At 33.5% G+C, this 18640-nt stretch carries 22 protein-coding genes; 10 read left to right on the top strand and 12 right to left on the bottom strand.

Annotated elements, in window-relative coordinates; translation table 11 throughout:
- Nucleotides 1-22: 22 nt before the first annotated feature.
- From menD to sucD, 9 genes are all read left to right on the top strand, one after another.
- Nucleotides 23-1684, top strand: a complete 1662-nt coding sequence (menD, locus tag RN605_RS02600) for a 2-succinyl-5-enolpyruvyl-6-hydroxy-3-cyclohexene-1-carboxylic-acid synthase (protein WP_313321940.1) — start codon at nt 23-25, stop codon at nt 1682-1684.
- Nucleotides 1685-1710: 26 nt separating this feature from the next.
- Nucleotides 1711-2943 (top strand): HD domain-containing protein, encoded by a 1233-nt coding sequence (locus RN605_RS02595; RefSeq protein ID WP_313321937.1) that lies wholly within the window; start codon nt 1711-1713, stop codon nt 2941-2943.
- A gap of 126 nt (nt 2944-3069) precedes the next feature.
- Nucleotides 3070-4089 carry a UDP-3-O-(3-hydroxymyristoyl)glucosamine N-acyltransferase gene (gene lpxD / locus RN605_RS02590; protein WP_313321935.1) on the top strand — a complete coding sequence of 340 codons (1020 nt, stop codon included), beginning with the start codon at nt 3070-3072 and terminating at the stop codon, nt 4087-4089.
- 16 nt (nt 4090-4105) lie between these two features.
- Nucleotides 4106-5494 (top strand): bifunctional UDP-3-O-[3-hydroxymyristoyl] N-acetylglucosamine deacetylase/3-hydroxyacyl-ACP dehydratase, encoded by a 1389-nt coding sequence (locus tag RN605_RS02585; protein WP_313321933.1) that lies wholly within the window; start codon nt 4106-4108, stop codon nt 5492-5494.
- 94 nt (nt 5495-5588) lie between these two features.
- Complete coding sequence (gene lpxA / locus RN605_RS02580; RefSeq protein ID WP_313321931.1) at nt 5589-6374, top strand: acyl-ACP--UDP-N-acetylglucosamine O-acyltransferase; 786 nt, start codon at nt 5589-5591, stop codon at nt 6372-6374.
- Between the two features lie 39 nt (nt 6375-6413).
- Complete coding sequence (efp, locus tag RN605_RS02575; RefSeq protein ID WP_313321929.1) at nt 6414-6980, top strand: elongation factor P; 567 nt, start codon at nt 6414-6416, stop codon at nt 6978-6980.
- Between the two features lie 93 nt (nt 6981-7073).
- Nucleotides 7074-8003 carry a UDP-3-O-(3-hydroxymyristoyl)glucosamine N-acyltransferase gene (locus tag RN605_RS02570; RefSeq protein WP_313321927.1) on the top strand — a complete coding sequence of 310 codons (930 nt, stop codon included), beginning with the start codon at nt 7074-7076 and terminating at the stop codon, nt 8001-8003.
- A gap of 3 nt (nt 8004-8006) precedes the next feature.
- The gene (locus tag RN605_RS02565; RefSeq protein WP_313321925.1) at nt 8007-8366 is read left to right on the top strand and encodes a nuclear transport factor 2 family protein; all 360 of its coding nucleotides are present in this window, start codon (nt 8007-8009) and stop codon (nt 8364-8366) included.
- Between the two features lie 92 nt (nt 8367-8458).
- A complete protein-coding gene (gene sucD, locus RN605_RS02560; protein ID WP_313321924.1) occupies nt 8459-9331 on the top strand; it encodes a succinate--CoA ligase subunit alpha in 873 nt (290 codons plus the stop codon).
- A gap of 51 nt (nt 9332-9382) precedes the next feature.
- On the opposite strand, the gene RN605_RS02555 is transcribed toward sucD, so the two are convergent.
- From RN605_RS02555 to RN605_RS02515, 9 genes are all read right to left on the bottom strand, one after another.
- Entirely contained in the window at nt 9383-10738 is a 1356-nt protein-coding gene (locus RN605_RS02555) for a YHYH protein (RefSeq protein ID WP_313321922.1), read from the bottom strand.
- Nucleotides 10739-10846: 108 nt separating this feature from the next.
- Complete coding sequence (locus tag RN605_RS02550) at nt 10847-11299, bottom strand: hypothetical protein (RefSeq protein WP_313321920.1); 453 nt, start codon at nt 11297-11299, stop codon at nt 10847-10849.
- 60 nt (nt 11300-11359) lie between these two features.
- Nucleotides 11360-11926 (bottom strand): REP-associated tyrosine transposase, encoded by a 567-nt coding sequence (locus tag RN605_RS02545; RefSeq protein ID WP_313321918.1) that lies wholly within the window; start codon nt 11924-11926, stop codon nt 11360-11362.
- 323 nt (nt 11927-12249) lie between these two features.
- Nucleotides 12250-12543, bottom strand: a complete 294-nt coding sequence (locus tag RN605_RS02540) for a putative quinol monooxygenase (RefSeq protein ID WP_313321916.1) — start codon at nt 12541-12543, stop codon at nt 12250-12252.
- A gap of 100 nt (nt 12544-12643) precedes the next feature.
- The gene (locus RN605_RS02535; RefSeq protein ID WP_313321914.1) at nt 12644-13492 is read right to left on the bottom strand and encodes a helix-turn-helix domain-containing protein; all 849 of its coding nucleotides are present in this window, start codon (nt 13490-13492) and stop codon (nt 12644-12646) included.
- Nucleotides 13493-13766: 274 nt separating this feature from the next.
- Nucleotides 13767-13973, bottom strand: a complete 207-nt coding sequence (locus RN605_RS02530) for a GDCCVxC domain-containing (seleno)protein (RefSeq protein ID WP_069796431.1) — start codon at nt 13971-13973, stop codon at nt 13767-13769.
- A 1-nt stretch (nt 13974) separates the two neighbouring features.
- Nucleotides 13975-14574, bottom strand: coding sequence for a mercuric transport protein MerTP (gene merTP, locus RN605_RS02525; protein WP_035630394.1), 600 nt, complete (start codon nt 14572-14574; stop codon nt 13975-13977).
- A complete protein-coding gene (locus RN605_RS02520; protein ID WP_313321911.1) occupies nt 14571-14945 on the bottom strand; it encodes an ArsR/SmtB family transcription factor in 375 nt (124 codons plus the stop codon). Before RN605_RS02520 ends, merTP begins: the two co-directional genes overlap by 4 nt.
- Nucleotides 14946-15183: 238 nt before the next feature.
- Nucleotides 15184-15588, bottom strand: a complete 405-nt coding sequence (locus tag RN605_RS02515; RefSeq protein WP_313321910.1) for a hypothetical protein — start codon at nt 15586-15588, stop codon at nt 15184-15186.
- A 768-nt stretch (nt 15589-16356) separates the two neighbouring features.
- Here RN605_RS02515 and RN605_RS02510 point away from each other — a divergent pair.
- A complete protein-coding gene (locus RN605_RS02510; RefSeq protein WP_313321909.1) occupies nt 16357-17040 on the top strand; it encodes a hypothetical protein in 684 nt (227 codons plus the stop codon).
- A gap of 85 nt (nt 17041-17125) precedes the next feature.
- Here the strand turns inward: RN605_RS02510 and RN605_RS02505 are convergent, their stop codons facing one another.
- Genes RN605_RS02505 through RN605_RS02495 form a run of 3 tightly spaced genes read right to left on the bottom strand, consistent with a single transcriptional unit; the run spans nt 17126 to nt 18483 of the window.
- Nucleotides 17126-17536, bottom strand: a complete 411-nt coding sequence (locus tag RN605_RS02505; RefSeq protein WP_313321907.1) for a DMP19 family protein — start codon at nt 17534-17536, stop codon at nt 17126-17128.
- A 32-nt stretch (nt 17537-17568) separates the two neighbouring features.
- The gene (locus RN605_RS02500) at nt 17569-18000 is read right to left on the bottom strand and encodes a hypothetical protein (RefSeq protein ID WP_313321906.1); all 432 of its coding nucleotides are present in this window, start codon (nt 17998-18000) and stop codon (nt 17569-17571) included.
- Nucleotides 18001-18012: 12 nt separating this feature from the next.
- Nucleotides 18013-18483, bottom strand: coding sequence for a hypothetical protein (locus tag RN605_RS02495; protein WP_313321904.1), 471 nt, complete (start codon nt 18481-18483; stop codon nt 18013-18015).
- Nucleotides 18484-18640 lie beyond the last annotated feature (157 nt).

The following is an 18640-nucleotide window of genomic DNA, read 5'->3' as shown; positions in this document are numbered from 1 at the left end:
TTGCTATGTTTAAGCACAATTCATGATTTATCCTAAAATACCATTAGCCCAAAGTATAATAGAAATTTGTTCTGCTAAAGGAGTTCACGATATAGTTATTTCTCCAGGTTCAAGAAATGCACCTTTAACGATTGGTTTTACAAACAATAAAAAATTTAATTGTTACAGTATTGCTGATGAACGTTGTGCAGGTTTTTTTGCCTTAGGAATTGCTCAACAAACAAAAAGACCAGTTGCCGTGGTTTGTACATCAGGTTCAGCTCTTTTGAATTATTATCCAGCATTTGCTGAAGCTTTTTATAGTCAACATCCATTTATTGTAATCTCAGCCGATAGACCAAAAGACAAAATAGATATTGGTGATGGACAAACTATTCGTCAGGAAAATGTTTTTCTTAACCATTCGTTATACAACGCCAATTTAACAGAAGACGCAACTGAAGAAAATGAAGTTTTTATAAATGAAGCTATTAATGTAGCCATAGCACGAAAAGGTCCGGTTCATATAAACGTTCCTTTTGAAGAACCATTATATGAAACTACCAATAAACTTTCTGTAGATTTTAACATTACAAGTTTATTCAAAGTATATAGAATGATTGGAGTAGAAGACATTATTGCTTTTTCAACTTTATGGAATCACAGTAAAAAAATACTAGTCATAGTTGGTGAATTATCTCCAAATTCTATTGAGCAAAAATGGATTGAAAAATTAACCAGTTTTCCATCAGTTGTAGTTTTAACAGAGGCAAATTCTAATCTTCATCATCCAAGTTTTATAAACAATATTGATTCTTTAATAACGCCATTTTCTCAAAAAGAGTTTAGCAACTTACAACCAAGAATTCTCATTACACTTGGTGGAATGATTGTTTCTAAACGAATTAAAGCTTTTGTTAGAAATTATAAACCAAGACATCATTGGCACATAGATGAGCTTAGAGCATATGATACTTTTGGAATTTTAACGCATCATTTTCATGTTTCTCCAAATCAGTTTTTTTCTCAGTTTTTGCCTTATGTAAAAACCGTTGAGAGCAATTATAAATCTACTTTTGAAGCTATCAATCAAGTTAGAAAAACAAAAAGAGAAGAATACATCAATAAAATTCCCTTTTCTGATTTAAAGGTTTTTGATACAATTCTAAAAACAATTCCAAAAAACACGCAACTACAAGTAAGCAATAGTTCCGCCATACGTTATGTTCAGTTATTTGATGTTGATGAAAGCAATGAGTTGTTTTGTAACAGAGGAACTAGCGGCATCGATGGAAGTACTTCAACTGCTATTGGCGCTGCCGTTGCAAGTAATAAACCGACAGTTTTTATTACAGGTGATGTAAGTTTCTTTTATGATAGTAATGCGCTTTGGAATAATTATATCCCAAAGGATTTTAAAATTATAGTTATCAATAATGGCGGCGGCGGAATTTTTAGAATTCTACCAGGACATCAAGAAAACGAAACATTTAATACATTCTTTGAAACTTCTCATTGCTTAACCGCAGAGCATTTAGCAAAAATGTACCGATTTAATTATCTTACTGCAAGCAGTGATGAAACATTATCAAAAAGTTTAAAAGACTTGTTTTCAAACAACGAAACTCCAACAATTTTAGAGATTTTTACACCTACTAAAGAAAATGATAAAATATTGTTACAATATTTTAAAGAATTAGTCTAACACAAAGTTTTATAAATAGTTAAAAAGTGCCATTAACCAATAAACAAAAAATAGTCAATGATCCAATTTATGGTTTTATCACCATTCCTAATTCATTGATATACGATTTGATTCAGCATCCTTATTTTCAACGTTTGCGAAGGATTTCTCAAATGGGTTTATCCTATTTGGTTTATCCTGGCGCACATCACACTCGTTTTCATCATGCACTTGGCGCTATGCACATGATGCAAAAAGCAATTGAAGTTCTTCGTTTCAAAGAAGTAGAAATTTCCAAAGAAGAAGAAAATGCTTTGCTTATTGCTATTCTTTTACACGATATAGGTCATGGTCCTTTTTCGCATGCAATGGAACATAGTATAGTTGAAGTTCATCATGAGGAAATTTCGTTATTATTCATGAATAAGTTGAACCAAGAATTTGATGGCAAATTAAGTTTAGCAATTAAAATCTTCAAAGGCGAATACCATAGAAAATTTATGTTGCAATTAATTTCTAGTCAGTTGGATATGGATAGAATGGATTATCTTAAAAGAGATAGTTTCTATTCTGGTGTAGCCGAAGGAAATATAAATTCAGATAGACTTATTCAAATGATGAATGTGGTTGATGATGTTTTGGTCATGGAAGAAAAAGGAATTTATTCTATTGAAAAGTTCTTAACATCAAGGCGTTTAATGTATTGGCAAGCTTATTTGCATAAAACAAGTTTGGTAGCAGAACTTATTTTAACCAAAACTCTCAAACGAGCAAAAGAATTGCTAAACAAAGGAATTGAAATTGAATGCAGCAAACCATTTCATTATTTCATGTCAAACAAAGTAACTTCAGCTGATTTCAATGATGATTTATTAAATACTTTTTCTCAATTAGATGATTTTGACATTATTTCAGCATTAAAAAGTTGGCAATTTCACAATGACTATATATTAAGTAGTTTGAGTAAAATGATTATTAATCGTGATTTACTTAAAATAAAATTAGATTCTGAAAAATTTCCAAAAGAGTTAACAGACACTTACATTCAAAAAATTTCTGAGAAATGGAATGTTTCAAAGCAAGACGCTGAGTTTTTTGTTTTTAAGGGAAAGATAAAAAATCAGGCTTATAACAAAGATGCAGAACCTATTAGAATTCTAAAAAAAGACCGAACTATTGAAGATGTTGTAGAAGCTTCTGACCAGTTGAATTTAAAAGCATTATCAAAGCCAGTAATTAAGTATTATATTTGCTACCCAAAACAACTTGTAGAAAACTAAGATTAAAAATGATTTTTTTATACTTTTGTGGCAATGAATAAAAATTTACATAACATTTCGGTATCTTCTAGAAAACAGTTGATTGGTGCGATTCATTTTATGCCGACTCTAAAAGCAATTCAATAAATGAAATTTACAGCAGCACAAATAGCAGGTATTCTTGAAGGTGAAGTGGTTGGAAATCCAGATGCTGAAGTTTTTAAATTAGCTAAAATTGAAGAAGGAACTGATGGTTCTCTAACTTTTTTAGCCAATCCAAAATATGCAAGTTATATCTATTCTACAAAAGCAACCATTACTATAGTTAACAATACTTTTGTTCCTGAAAATGAATTAACTACTACTTTAATAAAAGTTGAAGATGCTTATAAATCTTTTTCAAAATTACTAGAGTATTACAATCAGGTAAAATTAATGAAATCGGGTATAGAACAACCATCTGTAATTTCTGAAGGGGTTACATATGGAGAAAATCTATACTTAGGTAGTTTTAGCTATATAGGTAAAAATGTTGTTATAGGTAACAATGTAAAAATATATCCAAACTCCTTTATTGGTGATAATGCCATTATTGGTAACGATTGTATTCTTTTTGCGGGTGTTCGCATTTATTCTGAAACTGTAATCGGAAATAATTGTACCATTCATTCAGGTACTATTATTGGTTCTGATGGTTTTGGTTTTGCACCTTCTGAAAACGGAACTTATAATAAAGTACCTCAAATTGGTAATGTAATTATTGAGGACCATGTTGAAATAGGTGCATGTACTACAATTGATAGAGCAACTTTGGGTTCAACCATAATAAGAAAAGGAGTTAAACTTGACAATCAAATTCAAATTGCTCATAATGTGGAGATTGGTGAAAACACAGTAATTGCTTCTCAAACAGGAATTGCTGGTTCTACCAAAATTGGTAAAAACTGTATGATTGGTGGTCAAGTTGGATTTGCTGGACATATAACAATAGGTGATAACGTTCGTATTCAGGCACAATCGGGTGTAGGGAAAAATATTAAAGATGGAGAAGTTTTACAAGGTTCACCATCATTTAACTATGGCGATTGGAATAAATCGTATGTACATTTCAAAAATTTGCCAAAAATTGTTGCCGAGGTAGAAGATTTAAAGAAAAAAAATAATTAAGAAAATAGATTATCCAATGGTTAAACAAAAAACCATCCAAAACGAAATTTCCTTAACAGGAGTTGGACTTCACACAGGTAAAGAGGTTAAAATGACTTTTAAACCTGCACCCGTTAATAACGGTTTTACATTTGTTAGAGTTGATTTAGAAGGCAGTCCAGTCATTGAAGCAGATGCTAACTATGTTGTAAACACACAACGTGGTACTAATCTTGAAAAACTAGGTGTAAAAATTCAAACTTCTGAACACGTTTTAGCTGCTTTTGTAGGTTGCGATGTTGACAACGTTATTATTGAACTTAATGAATCTGAGCCACCAATTATGGATGGTTCTTCTAAGTTTTTTGTTGAAGCTATCGAAAAAGCGGGAATTGTTGAACAAGATGCTGAGCGTTGTTATTATGTTGTGAAAGAAGTAATTTCATATACTGATGAAACAACTGGAAGTGAAATTCTTTTAATGCCAGCCGATGATTATCAAGTTACAACAATGGTCGATTTTGGCACAAAAGTTCTTGGTACACAAAATGCTACCATGAAAAACATAGGTGAATTTAAAACTGAAATTGCAGATTCAAGAACATTTAGTTTCCTTCATGAATTAGAGACATTACTTGATAATGGTTTAATAAAAGGTGGAGATTTAAACAATGCTATTGTTTATGTTGACAAAGATATTTCTCCAAAAACAATGGAAAACCTAAAAGTTGCTTTCAACAAAGAAACTTTGACTGTTAAACCTAATGGTATTTTGGATAACCTAACATTACATCATCCAAACGAAGCTGCAAGACATAAATTGCTTGACGTTGTTGGTGATTTAGCATTGGTAGGAGTAAAGATTAAAGGAAAAGTTATTGCCAACAAACCAGGACATTTTGTAAATACACAATTTGCTAAGAAATTATCAAAAATCATTAAAATAGAGCAACGCAATCAAATTCCGGTTTACGATTTACATGCTGAACCTTTGATGGACATTCACAAAATCATGAGTATTCTTCCACATAGACCACCTTTCTTATTGGTTGACAGAATCATTGAAATGTCGGACAATCATGTGGTAGGTTTAAAGAATGTTACTATGAATGAAGATTTCTTCGTGGGTCATTTTCCTGGAGCACCAGTAATGCCAGGTGTTTTAATTGTAGAAGCAATGGCACAAACTGGAGGAATATTAATCTTAAGTTCGGTTCCTGATCCTGAAAATTACTTGACCTATTTTATGAAAATAGACAATGTAAAGTTTAAGCACAAAGTATTGCCTGGTGATACATTGACGTTTAAATGTGATTTGATTTCTCCTATTCGTAGAGGAATTTGTCACATGCAAGCTAATGCATATGCTAATGGAAAATTAGTTGCAGAAGCAGAATTAATGGCTCAAATTGCCAAAAAACAATAATAAGTAAAGTTTATAGTTTTTTGTTTTTAGTTTATAGTTAACGCTAATAATTGTAAACAATAAACAACAAACTATTAACCATAAACAATAAAATATGAATCAACCTTTAGCATACGTTCATCCGGGAGCAAAAATTGCACGAAATGTAGTTATTGATCCTTTTACAACTATACACAACAATGTCGTTATTGGCGAAGGAACTTGGATAGGTTCAAATGTTACCATTATGGAAGGTGCAAGAATCGGTAAAAACTGCAATATATTTCCAGGTGCTGTAATCGCTGCTGTTCCTCAAGATTTAAAATTTGGAGGTGAAGATTCACTTGCAATAATTGGTGATAATACAACCGTCAGAGAATGTGTTACCATCAACAGAGGAACGATTGCTTCAGGTCAAACGGTTATTGGAAAAAACTGTCTGATTATGGCAACAGCTCACATTGCTCACGATTGTCATATTGGCGATAATGCTATCATTGTTAATGGTGTTGCATTGGCAGGTCATGTAATTGTTGGAAGTTATGCCATCATTGGTGGTTTGGCTGCTATTCATCAGTTCATTCATATTGGTGACCACGCTATGATTTCGGGTGGTTCATTGGTTCGTAAAGATGTTCCTCCTTATACCAAAGCGGCAAAAGAACCTTTATCCTATGTGGGTATCAATTCTGTTGGTTTGAGAAGAAGAGGTTTCACATCTGAAAAGATTAGAGAAATTCAAGATATTTATAGAATTCTTTATCAAAAGAATTACAATACTTCTCAAGCTATGGGAATCATTGAAGCTGAAATGTCGGCTTCGCCTGAGCGTGACGAAATATTAGATTTCATCAGAAATTCATCTCGTGGTATCATGAAAGGTTACTCGGGTTCATACTAAAAATTTAAGCAAACAAAGAATAAACAAATACACATTACAATGGCATCTACATCAGATATTAGAAACGGATTATGCATTAAGTACAACCATGATATTTATAAAATCATTGAATTCCTTCACGTAAAACCAGGAAAAGGTCCTGCGTTCGTTAGAACAAAGTTAAAATCAGTAACCAACGGAAAAGTATTGGACAATACGTTTTCTGCAGGACACAAAATTGACGTTGTTCGAGTTGAAACTCAAACTTATCAGTTTTTATATGCAGAAGGAAATACTTTCCATTTTATGAATGTTGAAAATTATGAGCAAATTACTTTAATGAGAGATGTGCTTGATGCTCCTGATTTATTAAAAGAAGGAACTAATGTAATGCTTCAAATCAATACTGAAACCGATTTACCACTTTCTGTAGATATGCCAGCTTCAGTTATTCTTGAAGTTACGTATGCTGAACCAGGTGTAAAAGGAAACACAGCTACAAACGCAACCAAACCAGCAACGGTTGAAACAGGTGCAACAGTAAACGTTCCTTTATTCATCAACGAAGGCGATAAAATCAAGATTGATACCGCTTCAGGAAATTATATGGAGAGAGTAAAAGAATAGTTTAAAAGTTTAGGAGGTTATAAGTTTATAAGTAAACTTAAGTCAACCTCTTTTAACCTTATAAACTTTTAAACTTATAATCTTTATAAACAAATGAAATTTCCAAAAATACATTCGCTTAAAGAAATCGCAGCCATTATCAACACTACTTATGTTGGTGCTGACGATTTTCCGGTACACGGGATGAATGAAATTCACGTCGTTACTCCAGGCGATATTGTATTTGTTGACCATCCAAAATATTACGACAAAGCCTTGCAGTCAGCCGCTACTATTGTTCTAATCAACAAAGAAGTTGAGTGTCCAGAAGGCAAAGCGTTGCTTATTTCTGATGATCCGTTTAGAGATTTCAATAAACTGTCCAAACATTTTCGTCCTTTTGTTGCAGCTAATGTGAGTGTTGCTCCATCGGCTACCATTGGAGAGAATACAGTTATTCAACCCAATTGTTTTATTGGAAACAATGTTACCATTGGTAAAAACTGCTTGCTTCATGCCAATGTAATAGTCTATGACAACACAGTTATTGGCAATAATGTAATCATTCATTCAGGTACTGTTCTTGGAGCCGATGCTTTTTATTATAAAAAACGTCCCGAAGGTTTTGACCAATTACTTTCATGTGGTAGAGTAGTTATTGAAGACAATGTTGGAATAGGCGCATCGTGTACTATCGATAAAGGCGTGACTGGTGATACTACTATTGGTGCTGGAACAAAAATTGACAATCAAGTACATGTTGGTCATGACACCATTATTGGTAAAAAATGCTTAATTGCTGCACAAACGGGTATTGCTGGTTGTGTCGTTATAGAAGATGAAGTTACCCTTTGGGGACAAGTTGGAACCACTAGTGGTATTACTATAGGTGCCAAAGCTGTTGTTCTTGGTCAAACAGGTGTAAGCAAATCTATTGAAGGTGGAAAAACCTATTCTGGTACTCCAATTGATGAAGCTAGAGAAAAAATGAAACAATTTGCCTATTTAAAACGCATTCCTGAAATTTTAGAAAAATTAAAATAAGATATGAAACCAAAGGATATTGTATCTAATTATTATAAATCAGATGTCGTTCTCGATGTTGATGCCGTTAGCGAATTTTTGCATCCCGATGTAGTTCTTGAATGGAATTCGTCAAAAGGATTTTCAAAGTTTAATAAAAAACAACTTCTTGATTTCAGTACTGAACTGAGCAAAGCTTATGTTCGCATAAAATATAATATCACACATTTAATAGCCAAAGGCGACACCGTTGTGGTTCGTTTTACCCAATACGCTAAAACCATCGAAAACCCAAGAGAAGAAATGTTTATTGCCAATTATATGGTCATTTGGGAACTAAAAGATGACAAGTTGTACCGTGGTTATCAAATGAGCCAAGTATAATAAGGAAAAAACTAAGTACTAAGTACTGATAACTAATTACTATTTTCTACTTTTGCAAAACAAAAAAATAAACACACAAATAAATACATACTATGAGCGTTTTAGTTAATAAAGATTCAAAAATAATTGTACAAGGATTTACAGGAAGCGAAGGAACATTCCATGCTACTCAAATGATTGAGTATGGAACTAACGTGGTTGGTGGTGTTACTCCAGGAAAAGGAGGAACAACTCACTTAGACCGTCCTGTTTTCAATACGGTAAAAGATGCTGTTGACCAAGCAGGTGCCGATACTACTATTATTTTTGTTCCGCCTGCTTTTGCTGCCGATGCCATTATGGAAGCTGCCGATGCAGGTATTAAAGTAATCATCACTATCACCGAAGGAATTCCTGTGGCCGATATGATTAAAGCTAACGCTTATATTAAAAACAGAAACTGTCGTTTGATTGGTCCTAACTGTCCGGGAGTAATTACTCCAGAAGAGGCAAAAGTAGGTATCATGCCAGGTTTTGTATTCAAAAAAGGAAACGTAGGTATTGTTTCTAAATCAGGAACATTAACCTATGAAGCGGCAGACCAAGTTGTAAAACAAGGTTTAGGAATCACAACCGCTATCGGAATTGGTGGTGACCCAATCATTGGAACAACTACAAAAGAAGCAGTTGAGTTATTGATGAACGACCCAGAAACACATTGTATCGTTATGATTGGTGAAATTGGTGGACAACTGGAAGCAGATGCTGCTAAATGGGTAAAAGCTGATGGAAACAGAAAACCAGTAGTAGGATTCATTGCCGGAGAAACAGCTCCAAAAGGAAGAACTATGGGACATGCCGGTGCAATTGTTGGTGGAGCAGATGATACTGCTGAAGCTAAAAAACGCATCATGAGAGAAAACGGCATTCACGTAGTAGATTCTCCTGCAGAAATCGGAAAGAAAGTAAAAGAAGTTTTAGGATAAGCCTAACTTTGAATAGATATTTTTTAAAGCATCGCAATCGCGGTGCTTTTTTTATTTAGAAATAATTACTTTTTTGGCTGTAACATTTTTAGCATCCGAAATTTTGATAATATAAACCCCATTGTATAACGTATCGGTTTCTAAGACACACAGTGTGCTGCCTTGCACAATTTTACTGGTTTTTACAATTTTACCCAACTCATCAATAAGTTCAACACTCAAATCATTTTCGGTGGTGTTGGTTTGAATGGCGATGAACTCTTGTGCTGGGTTTGGTGCTACTACTACTTTAAAATTACTATCATCTAAACTTGCGGTTGACAAAGGTTGATTGTATTGTGTTGCTCCAGCAGGAACAGAGGTAACGGTGGTAACCACAACATTGCCATAAAAAGTTGGCCCAACAGCATAAGGATACTCCGAATTGTGATTGGCATCCACCGTAGTAAAATAACAATAAATCCCATTAGGATACTCAGGAGTGACGCAAAATCTACCGTTGTGTTCGTCAAGATAGGTTGGGTCACCCGGATGGGCTATGTATTCATAGTCTTCACGGAAATAACCATTAAAGAACGTTTGTGCACCCAACACCTGATTGACCGCAGGACCATTAGTACGCGTAGTTTGATTTTTTAATTGATAGCTCGATTTCATTCTGGTTATTGCTCCCGTTCCGTTAGTATTGATATAGCCATAGGCACCATAAATAGGAAAACCATCATAGGCAAAACCTAAAAGTGGCGAATGTTGGTTTGGGTTAATCACATACAACCCATCAGAAGGATAGGTATCGCATACATTAGAAAGTACTACTAAATCCAAATTAAACGCACTTGGGTTTTGATGATGGTGGTAATTCCCCATGGCAGGATGTGCTTTTGCACAATCAAAACCGGCTCGTTCGGCAGGAATAGCATCTCGGTTCCAAGCTTGAGTAGTACCTGGTCCGCCAGGACACGGAGGATTCCCTGGTCCGCCACACAACGCCATAGTACTATTGTTCCACGCTACGCCATCGCGATAATCAAACAAGGCTACGCCATTAATAAACACACCAATATTACCCGCATTGGTTGGCGTAGGCGTTCCTGTGTTTTGGGTTGGTGCTAGTGGAATTCTGAAAATTTTATTTTGAGCCGCTGCCAACGAAGGATTTCCATCTTGAAACGGCCCAGTAATGTAGGCAGGAATACCCGTAGCCGAAACAAAAGAGTAGGTGGCATTGTAGTGCACCGATTGCACATTGGCTTGCACCGCATCCGTAATAGGCGTTGCATTTCCTGCTACATAATGACGACCGGTTATACCCGTAGTGTTTTGTAAAAACTTGGTAATGGCAGGATTGGTTTGTGCCTGTAGTGCCACAACACCCATAAGGAAGAATAGCGCGCTTGTTTTTTTCATCTTTATAACGTTAGTTATCTACTTAGACGAAATTAAAATTTATTTCTTGCGGTGGGTTTTTATTTTTTTACGATAGCTTAATAATGCTAAAAAGTAGCAACAACCTTTTTACTTTAGTAACTCTTCAATCATATATTCCATTTTAAACATTATAAGAGTATCATGTTTATCATTAACATATTCTCGAATGGATTTAGCTCTTATATAGGAGCAACCCCAACATGAATAAACAATGTCATTTGAATTATATATTTCTGCGATTATTTTCTTTTCTTCAGGTGACAATTCAATTTTTTTGAAATCTGATAATTTATTACAAGTAACTGCTGCAAAGAATTTTTCCGCAGGAATATTTGAAAAAATTAATTCTCTAATTTTTGAATAATTATTCTCTTTAAGCAATTGATAAAATTTTGCAGCAAAACCTCCTGTTGGTCCACCACCACATTGAAATCCAATTACATTCTCTTTTGCTTTAAACAATTCATCTACACTAACATTTTTTTGAGCGGAAGAAAACACCACAAAAATTAAGGCTGCAATTACAAAATATTTTTTCATATTTAGTTGGTTTGTAGTTTGTCATATCACCGCTACCGCACGAATCCTTTCGTGTGGGTTTTATAATTTAAAATATTGAAAGACCATAACATCATTTAGCAAACCTTTCATACCAGCATAATCTGAAGCACTACTATATTTATAATCTTCTGGTCTAAAAACAAAACCTTCCTCAACAGGATTGTTATGTATATAATCTATCTTTTGTTGAATCACTTCATTACTCCACAATTCAATTGGCTTATTGTCATGTCGCCAAAATTGATGTTGATTAACATTGGCACTTTTAGCTGCCTCTTTTTTAAAATAATCAATTAAAAATTCTTTTCTACTTTCTTTGGGATTTTCTCTAATAGCTTTTACTATTTGATTACTTGTAAATCGCTTTAAATCTCCAATCAATAATTCTGGTTTCTGACCATTAACACTTTTAAAAATCAAATGAACATGACTAGTCATTATACACCATGCATGAATTTCTAATCCTTTATTTTTTTGACAAAATTCAACACTTTCCAAAAATAAATCTTTGTATTCATTTCTAGTAAAAACATCTAACCAGCCCACAACAGCAAAACTTATAAAATATAATCCTTCTGGATTTTGAAACTTATAATTACGGCTCATGAGTTACTAAAAAAATCTTTGTTAAATATACTAATAATACTTATTCATGAACAAGATTTTTACAATGAAAGGATTTGTATTTATGTTAGTTACCACACGAAAGGATTCGTGCGGTAGCGGGGGTGATTTAAGTTAAAAGAAAATTTGCAGTCTGTGTAAAATGGTTGAAGCATTTGAATTATGGCTTTTTCTTCGTCTTGTTTAGGTACCGATGTTTTGAATTTTGAAAAAATCATTGTGGAGGTTTTAAAAAGAACTGGCTGCCGTAAATTCGCGAGACGATTTTATGGCAGCCAGCCTAACATTAAATGTTTAATAACCCCTTATTTCGCTGCCAAAATATTTATTGGCTCAATTTTGGGTGCTGCAGCAAGTAACTCGGCAGCGTTTTCCATTAACGCCTTTGCAATCTTACCACCAAGATGTGCTTCTCTACCTTCTTCATCTGAAAAAGTGTCAAAAATGCCAAATGTAGAAGCGTCAATACGGAACGCATACCACGTAATAGTACCCGCTTCTTCATTAGCAAGTGGCAATGCACTTTTAATAAACTCTTCAACACTTTTTTCTTTTCCTGCTTTTGCTTCTAGTCGAACTAATAATCCTAATTTTTTCATGTCTTTTTATTTTTTAATTAAACCAATTTTGTTTTAACAAATTTAGCTCATCTAAGCTTGTGAGGCTTTTTTATTTAGTTCAAAAACTTATGAAAAAAGGTCAAACTGTGTTAGTCTGTTTTGGGCTGTATCCGAATTCATTTTTAAAGGCAGTACTAAAATTTGATAGGCTATCGTAGCCAAATTCCATATAAATTTCGGAAGGAGTTGCTTTGTTGTTAAGCAGCAATTCTCTTGCTTTGTTCAATCGTGTTTGTTGAAACCATTTGCCCGGAGATTCTTGATAAATGGAGATGAATTTCCTTTTAAAGGTAGATGCACTCATATTGCATAGAAATGCTACTTCTTCAATGTTTAAATTAGTGTACAGGTTTTTTTCAATGACTTTTTTAAACGATAATTCTCGTTCGCTGGTTAATAAAGAATTTAGATAAGCAAAAAAAGGTTGTCCATATTTATTAGCTAAGTAAAGCATAATTTCTTCAAACTTTAGTTCCAGTATTTTTTGTGAAATTGTTTTGTGTAAACCAAAGCCATGTTTGAGAGAATTGATGTAGTGAACAATGAAATTGTCTTTTTCTATAAGGAAATAAGGAGCAGTTATTGTTGGTTTATTTTGATTGAATTGAGGCGAGTGTTTCAATAAAAAATCGCTGATATTTTTTTGAGAAAAGAAAAAAAGCAAGCAACGATAACTGCTTGTCCCAACAAGCTCTGTCATTAAAAAATTACCTGATGAAACAAGCAGAGATTGTGTGTCATTTATAGAAACGATGTCGTTAGAAAAGTGAATATCCTTTTGGCCGTCTAACAAAAAACTAATGACATTTTTGTTTAGGTTAATTTTGTTTTTGGAAGCATTTTTATACACTTCGTAATTAGCAATTTGCAATTCTAACGAATTGTGGTTTCCCTCAAATAAATTTTCGGGAAGATTGATAATATCCATAATGTTCTGTCTTAAGTAAAATATTCTGCAAATTTCAAAAATCCTCTCTAAATCAATTGAAGTATTTTTATTCTATCTGTTTCAAGTTGAGCTTTGGTATGATGTCGGGTAGCCTTGCACACAACGGTTTGCGGCTTGGCGAAGGTGGCGATTTAACCACAAATGTTCATACGAAGCACACACTTCAAATTTACGAAAAACTGTCATACGAAGCACTGAACCGCCACTTTTGCCAAACCGCTGTTAGTGGCTGGGCTTCTTTGTTTTCCGTCTGTCAGCAACATTTTTTGTCCTGCTGAATTGGTGGACAAGCAACACTTCCGTAGCTACAATAAACACAGCAGTCGCCTTGTTTTGGTTTTAGAACTTGTTTGCATTTTTCACATTCGTAAAAATATTGGCAAGCGTCTGTCGGCATTGTTTCTTCTTTCTTATGTCCGCAGTTGGGGCAAGTTATTGTTGATTGTAATTTGATTTCCATTTTAATTTTCTTTTTTGTCGGTTACAGAATATCCTGTTGAGTTTATTGCTTTTTCGATTTCAGAAATATTTGTTTTTGAGTTGTCAAATTCTATGATTGCATTTCCATTTTCATATGAAGCGTTTGAACTTATTATTCCTGTCAATTTATTTACTTCGTGATTTACGTGTTCTTCGCAACTCGCACAAGTCATTCCGCTAATCGTAAATTTTACTTTTTGAATATTGGATTTGTCCACTACTATGATTTGCTTTTCTTTCTTTGGGTAGAAAATGCTTGAATAGTATGGAAAGGCAAGCATAACGATTGCAAATGCTGTTACAATTCCTAAAAACATTTTTGACTGAATGAATTTTGGTTTTTCTTCTGTCTCACAGTTGCAGTCAATTTGCTTTTTAGGTTTCAACTTTTGATACCAAGCAAAACCAAGAACCAAAATTGTCAAACCGATAAAATACGGTCTGAAAGGTTCGAGCCAAGAAAAAGTAGAAGCAAGTCCGCTTGTTCCTGCAATGAGAGCCAAGACAGGTGTAATGCAACACAATGAAGCTGCAATTGCTGTTAAAAGTCCTGCTCCGATTAGTTTGTTGTCTGTTTTCATAATGTTTCTAATATTTTGTTTTCGTCAAGTATTTTGAAAAACGGTTTCAGCATTTTTTCATACTCTTTTGTCAACGAGTAAAAAATGGTTTGTGCTTCTCGTTCGGTTTCAATAAGTTTTCTGTCTTTGAGTTTTCTCAAGTGTTGTGAAACTGCTGAAATTGTCATACCGAGAATGTCGCTTATATCACAAACACAAAGTCGTTTTTCTTCATATAATAGAAAGAGAATTTTCAGTCTTACGTTGTTTCCTGCCAATTCAAGTCCGTTCGATAAATAGTCAAACGAGCCGTTGAGTTCTGAAACTCGGTTTTTACAGCGATTTATTTGTTTAATGTCCGCTTGTTGTCGTATGCAAGAATTGTTGTCCATATTGCAAAGATAGTTAATTTGTTTATTTAAGCAATTACTAAAATACAAAATATCAAAAAGAACCCGATTTGTCTGTCGGGTTGTGTCGTCATAGCCTTGCCACTAACGTTCCGCGGCTTGCAGCTGTGGCGACGTTTTTAATGTTTAGTTGTAAAGATAGCAAATTTTCGACTTTAGATTTTCCGGCTATGAAAATCTAAACCAGCCATAGCTGCAAACCGCTGTTAGCGGCTGGTGGTTATGCGTTTCTATTCGGTTTCATTTCCATAAAGATTTGTTTCAACAAATAAATAATTGCTGTCACAAAAATTCCAGTAAATACCATTGATGCTATTTTAAACTCGGCTATCAAATTCTCAGTTAAAATAGAGTATAAATTTTCTAAAGCAAAATATGAACTCACCGACAATAAAATTAAACACAAAACTCCACAAATATTTTTCTGTAGCTTCTTTTCGGCTGACATTTTCGGAAACATATATAAAAACGATATACTTGTTACCGCAAAAAAGGCAATCAAATAATGTTGATAGTTTAATTTTATTCTGTGTCCACTTGCGCCCAAAAGTAATAGCATAAATAATAAAGCAAACACAAGCATTCCACTGTAAACTAAGAAACTGATTTTGTATTGTTTTTGCATTCTTTCTCTTTTGTGCGATTGTCGACCACTTGCCGCTAACTTGTATATATGTATGACAAAATCATACATATACACCTAAAATTGGGTAGATATGTATGACAAACGTCATACTTTATTCATTTCTCAAATATAAATAATTTCTAAACACAAAACACACTTTTTTCTTACCGCTAAATTGAAAAAAGCATTCTCCCAATAATTTTTGGACGTCCAAAAATTAACGGGAGAGTTCTACGGAAAGTTTTAAGTGTTCTTCGCGCTTCATGAAGTGTTCTACAAATTGCACGAAGTGTTCTTCGCAAATAGTGGAGTGTTCTTCAAATTATCCGTTGGCTTCTAAAGATTGCATGAAGTGTTCTTCGAGCTTTGCGAAGTCTTCTTCGGGAAGTTTTTGGACGTCCAAAAATTATCCGTAGAACTCTAAAAATTATTGGTAGAAGACTTAAAATAAAAAGTTGGCGTCTTAAAATTATCCGTAGAAGTCTTAAAACTTCATGAAGACGTCTTCAAATAATTAGAAGAAGCCTTCGGATAATTTTAAGAAGACTATGAAACTATTATTTTGAAAAAAAATTAAAAAATTTTCAACTTTTTTTTCCTTTACTGTCGGGTGTTCAAATAATTAGAAGATAAAAAATGCATTTTTTTTGAAATTTTGCATATACTAAAAACATACTTTTTGCGTTATTCATTATAACAGCAAATCTTACAATTATGAAATGAAGCTACATAGACTCTAAACTGAATTATTAATTAAAAATTTTAAGTATGGATTATTACGTAGTTCGGAACGACGAACAGTTTTCGTTTCAGCTGGACAATTTTTGCAATAAGATTCCAGCGTATCAAGAAATGTTTAATTTGAGTATTGATGACATTAATCAGGTTAACAAAGACAGTGCTTATTTTAAATGGGCAATTACAGCAGCCAACAGGTTTGCTGACACTAAAAAGAGTTGGACAGGTTTTAAAAATGACTTGCGTTTTGGCACTCCGCTAGTTACTAATGTGGCAGTGCCAGCAACGGTTGATTTAGAACCAATTCCGGGTGCTGTGACTGCGGGAATTCAGTTTCGTTTTACCACTTTGGTAAACCGAATTAAGGCACACAGTAACTATACCCGAGCCATTGGGTTGGATCTTGGGATTGAAAGCGACAGTCATAACCGTATTCCTATTGAAACGGCACAACCGGTATTGCGCGCAGGAATGAATGGTGGTAATGTGAATCTGTATTGGAAAAAAGGCGGTTATGACGGCATCGTGATTGAAAAAGACACGGGCAAAGGCTTCATGGCTTTTGACAAAGACCAGTTTCCAAAATATGTAGACCCAACGCCCATCCCGAGTGGGAATGAAAGTGCGGTGTGGCGCTATAGAGCGATGTATTTGTTTAAAGATGCCCGAGTAGGTGTGTGGAGTGATGTAGTGAGCATCATTGTTGGTAATTAATTAGGGTTGTGCACTTTTGTTGTTTCGGAAAGGCTTGAAAACGGTTTCGTTTTTGGGCCTTTTTTTTGTGAGTTGTAAAAGATAATTATTCTGTTAAACTACCATCAGGATACTTATAAAATTCGATGTCGAGTTTATTTAATTCAGCACTTATTTTTTCGTTGTATAGTTCTGCAACTTCATTTTTTTTTAATTTCTGAATAAATTCTTCTTCAGGAATATGATTTGGGTTAATTAAGTCTATTGCATTTTCGAGAAGTTTAGCTGTTTTAACTTTCCCATTTTGCTTTAAGAATTTGAGACTTTTGTAGCAATTCTGACCACTTGAATTAATAAAATATTGATTAAAGCCACCATTATTAATTTCCATTTCAAATTCCTCAATGGTTGTTTTTGAAATTTCTTTTACATTTTGAATTTCATTTGATTTCTTTTGAGCACAACTTGAGAGAACAAATACAAAAAATAAAAGTTGAATTTTAAAGAATTTATCCATTGCAAAGGAAAGTTAATAATGTTGTAATTATGTTATTCTAATTTAATAGTAAAGAGTCTTCTGCCTGTATCTCTTTTTCCTTGTTTGTTTATTTCAGTGAAGTAAACTAGATAGAATTTTTGAGGCGACGACCAAGATTTGAAATCAGCAATTATCTCCTTTAGGTCTATTTTCATTAGCTCGTACTTGTCTTTAGTAGTCAAACTAAAAACTACAAGTTTTGTATCTGTAGCAACAACCAATTCATATTTACAATCATGCGATGGCGTGTCATCTCCATATTGTATTGCTAAATAATCACCTAGTTTATATTCCAATAATTTAATTTTGATTTCGTTTAAAGCTGGATTTTCATTAAACTGTTTGAGTAATTTATTATTATAGAAAACATTCCAAGTTGCAATAGTATCTGCTTTTGCAATTAGGGAAGAAAAGAGGAAAAAAAGTAAAATGTATTTCTTCATTTTGGTTTGTATTTACTCTTCAATAACCCTTATTGGCATTGGATTATCGGTATAAAAACTCAAAACTTCTTCTGCTTCTTTTTTGCTAAGAATTTTTAAATCTAAATTTTGAATTACTTCCTCAGAACTCATCATTGATCTAGATAAAATCAATTTGTAAACTTCTTTTTTTTGTTCTAATGTTTTGTTTTTTCCTTTCATATACGACTGATAGGCATTTGCCATTTGCAACCATATTTGAATTTCATCATCAGGATTCAAATCTCTTTTGAAATCATTTAATGTATTTTCTAAACTGGTGGTATCAACCTCTGCAAAAGTTGAATGAATCTTTGTAATATCTTCAATCTGTTTGGCGGTTAACGTATCATGTACAATTTCATGGATACTGATTTCATTCGGGTCAATTATTTTTGTTTCAGGTTGTTTTTTACATGATGAAAAGAAAACAATTGGAATTAAAAGAACTAAAAACAATCTCATATTTTATGATTTTAAACGGTGACTTAGAGGTTAATTTACCAAATCTACAAAATTCACAATTACAAATAACTATTCTTTAGGAACCGAATATCGTGGATTGAAAAGAAATTCTTTATCGCTCAATGTGGTTAGAAAAAGGAGTAAATCTACTCGGTCG

Source organism: Flavobacterium sp. PMTSA4 (assembly GCF_032098525.1).
GTDB classification, from domain to species: domain Bacteria; phylum Bacteroidota; class Bacteroidia; order Flavobacteriales; family Flavobacteriaceae; genus Flavobacterium; species Flavobacterium capsici.
This window is presented reverse-complemented; position numbering and strand designations above follow the sequence as displayed.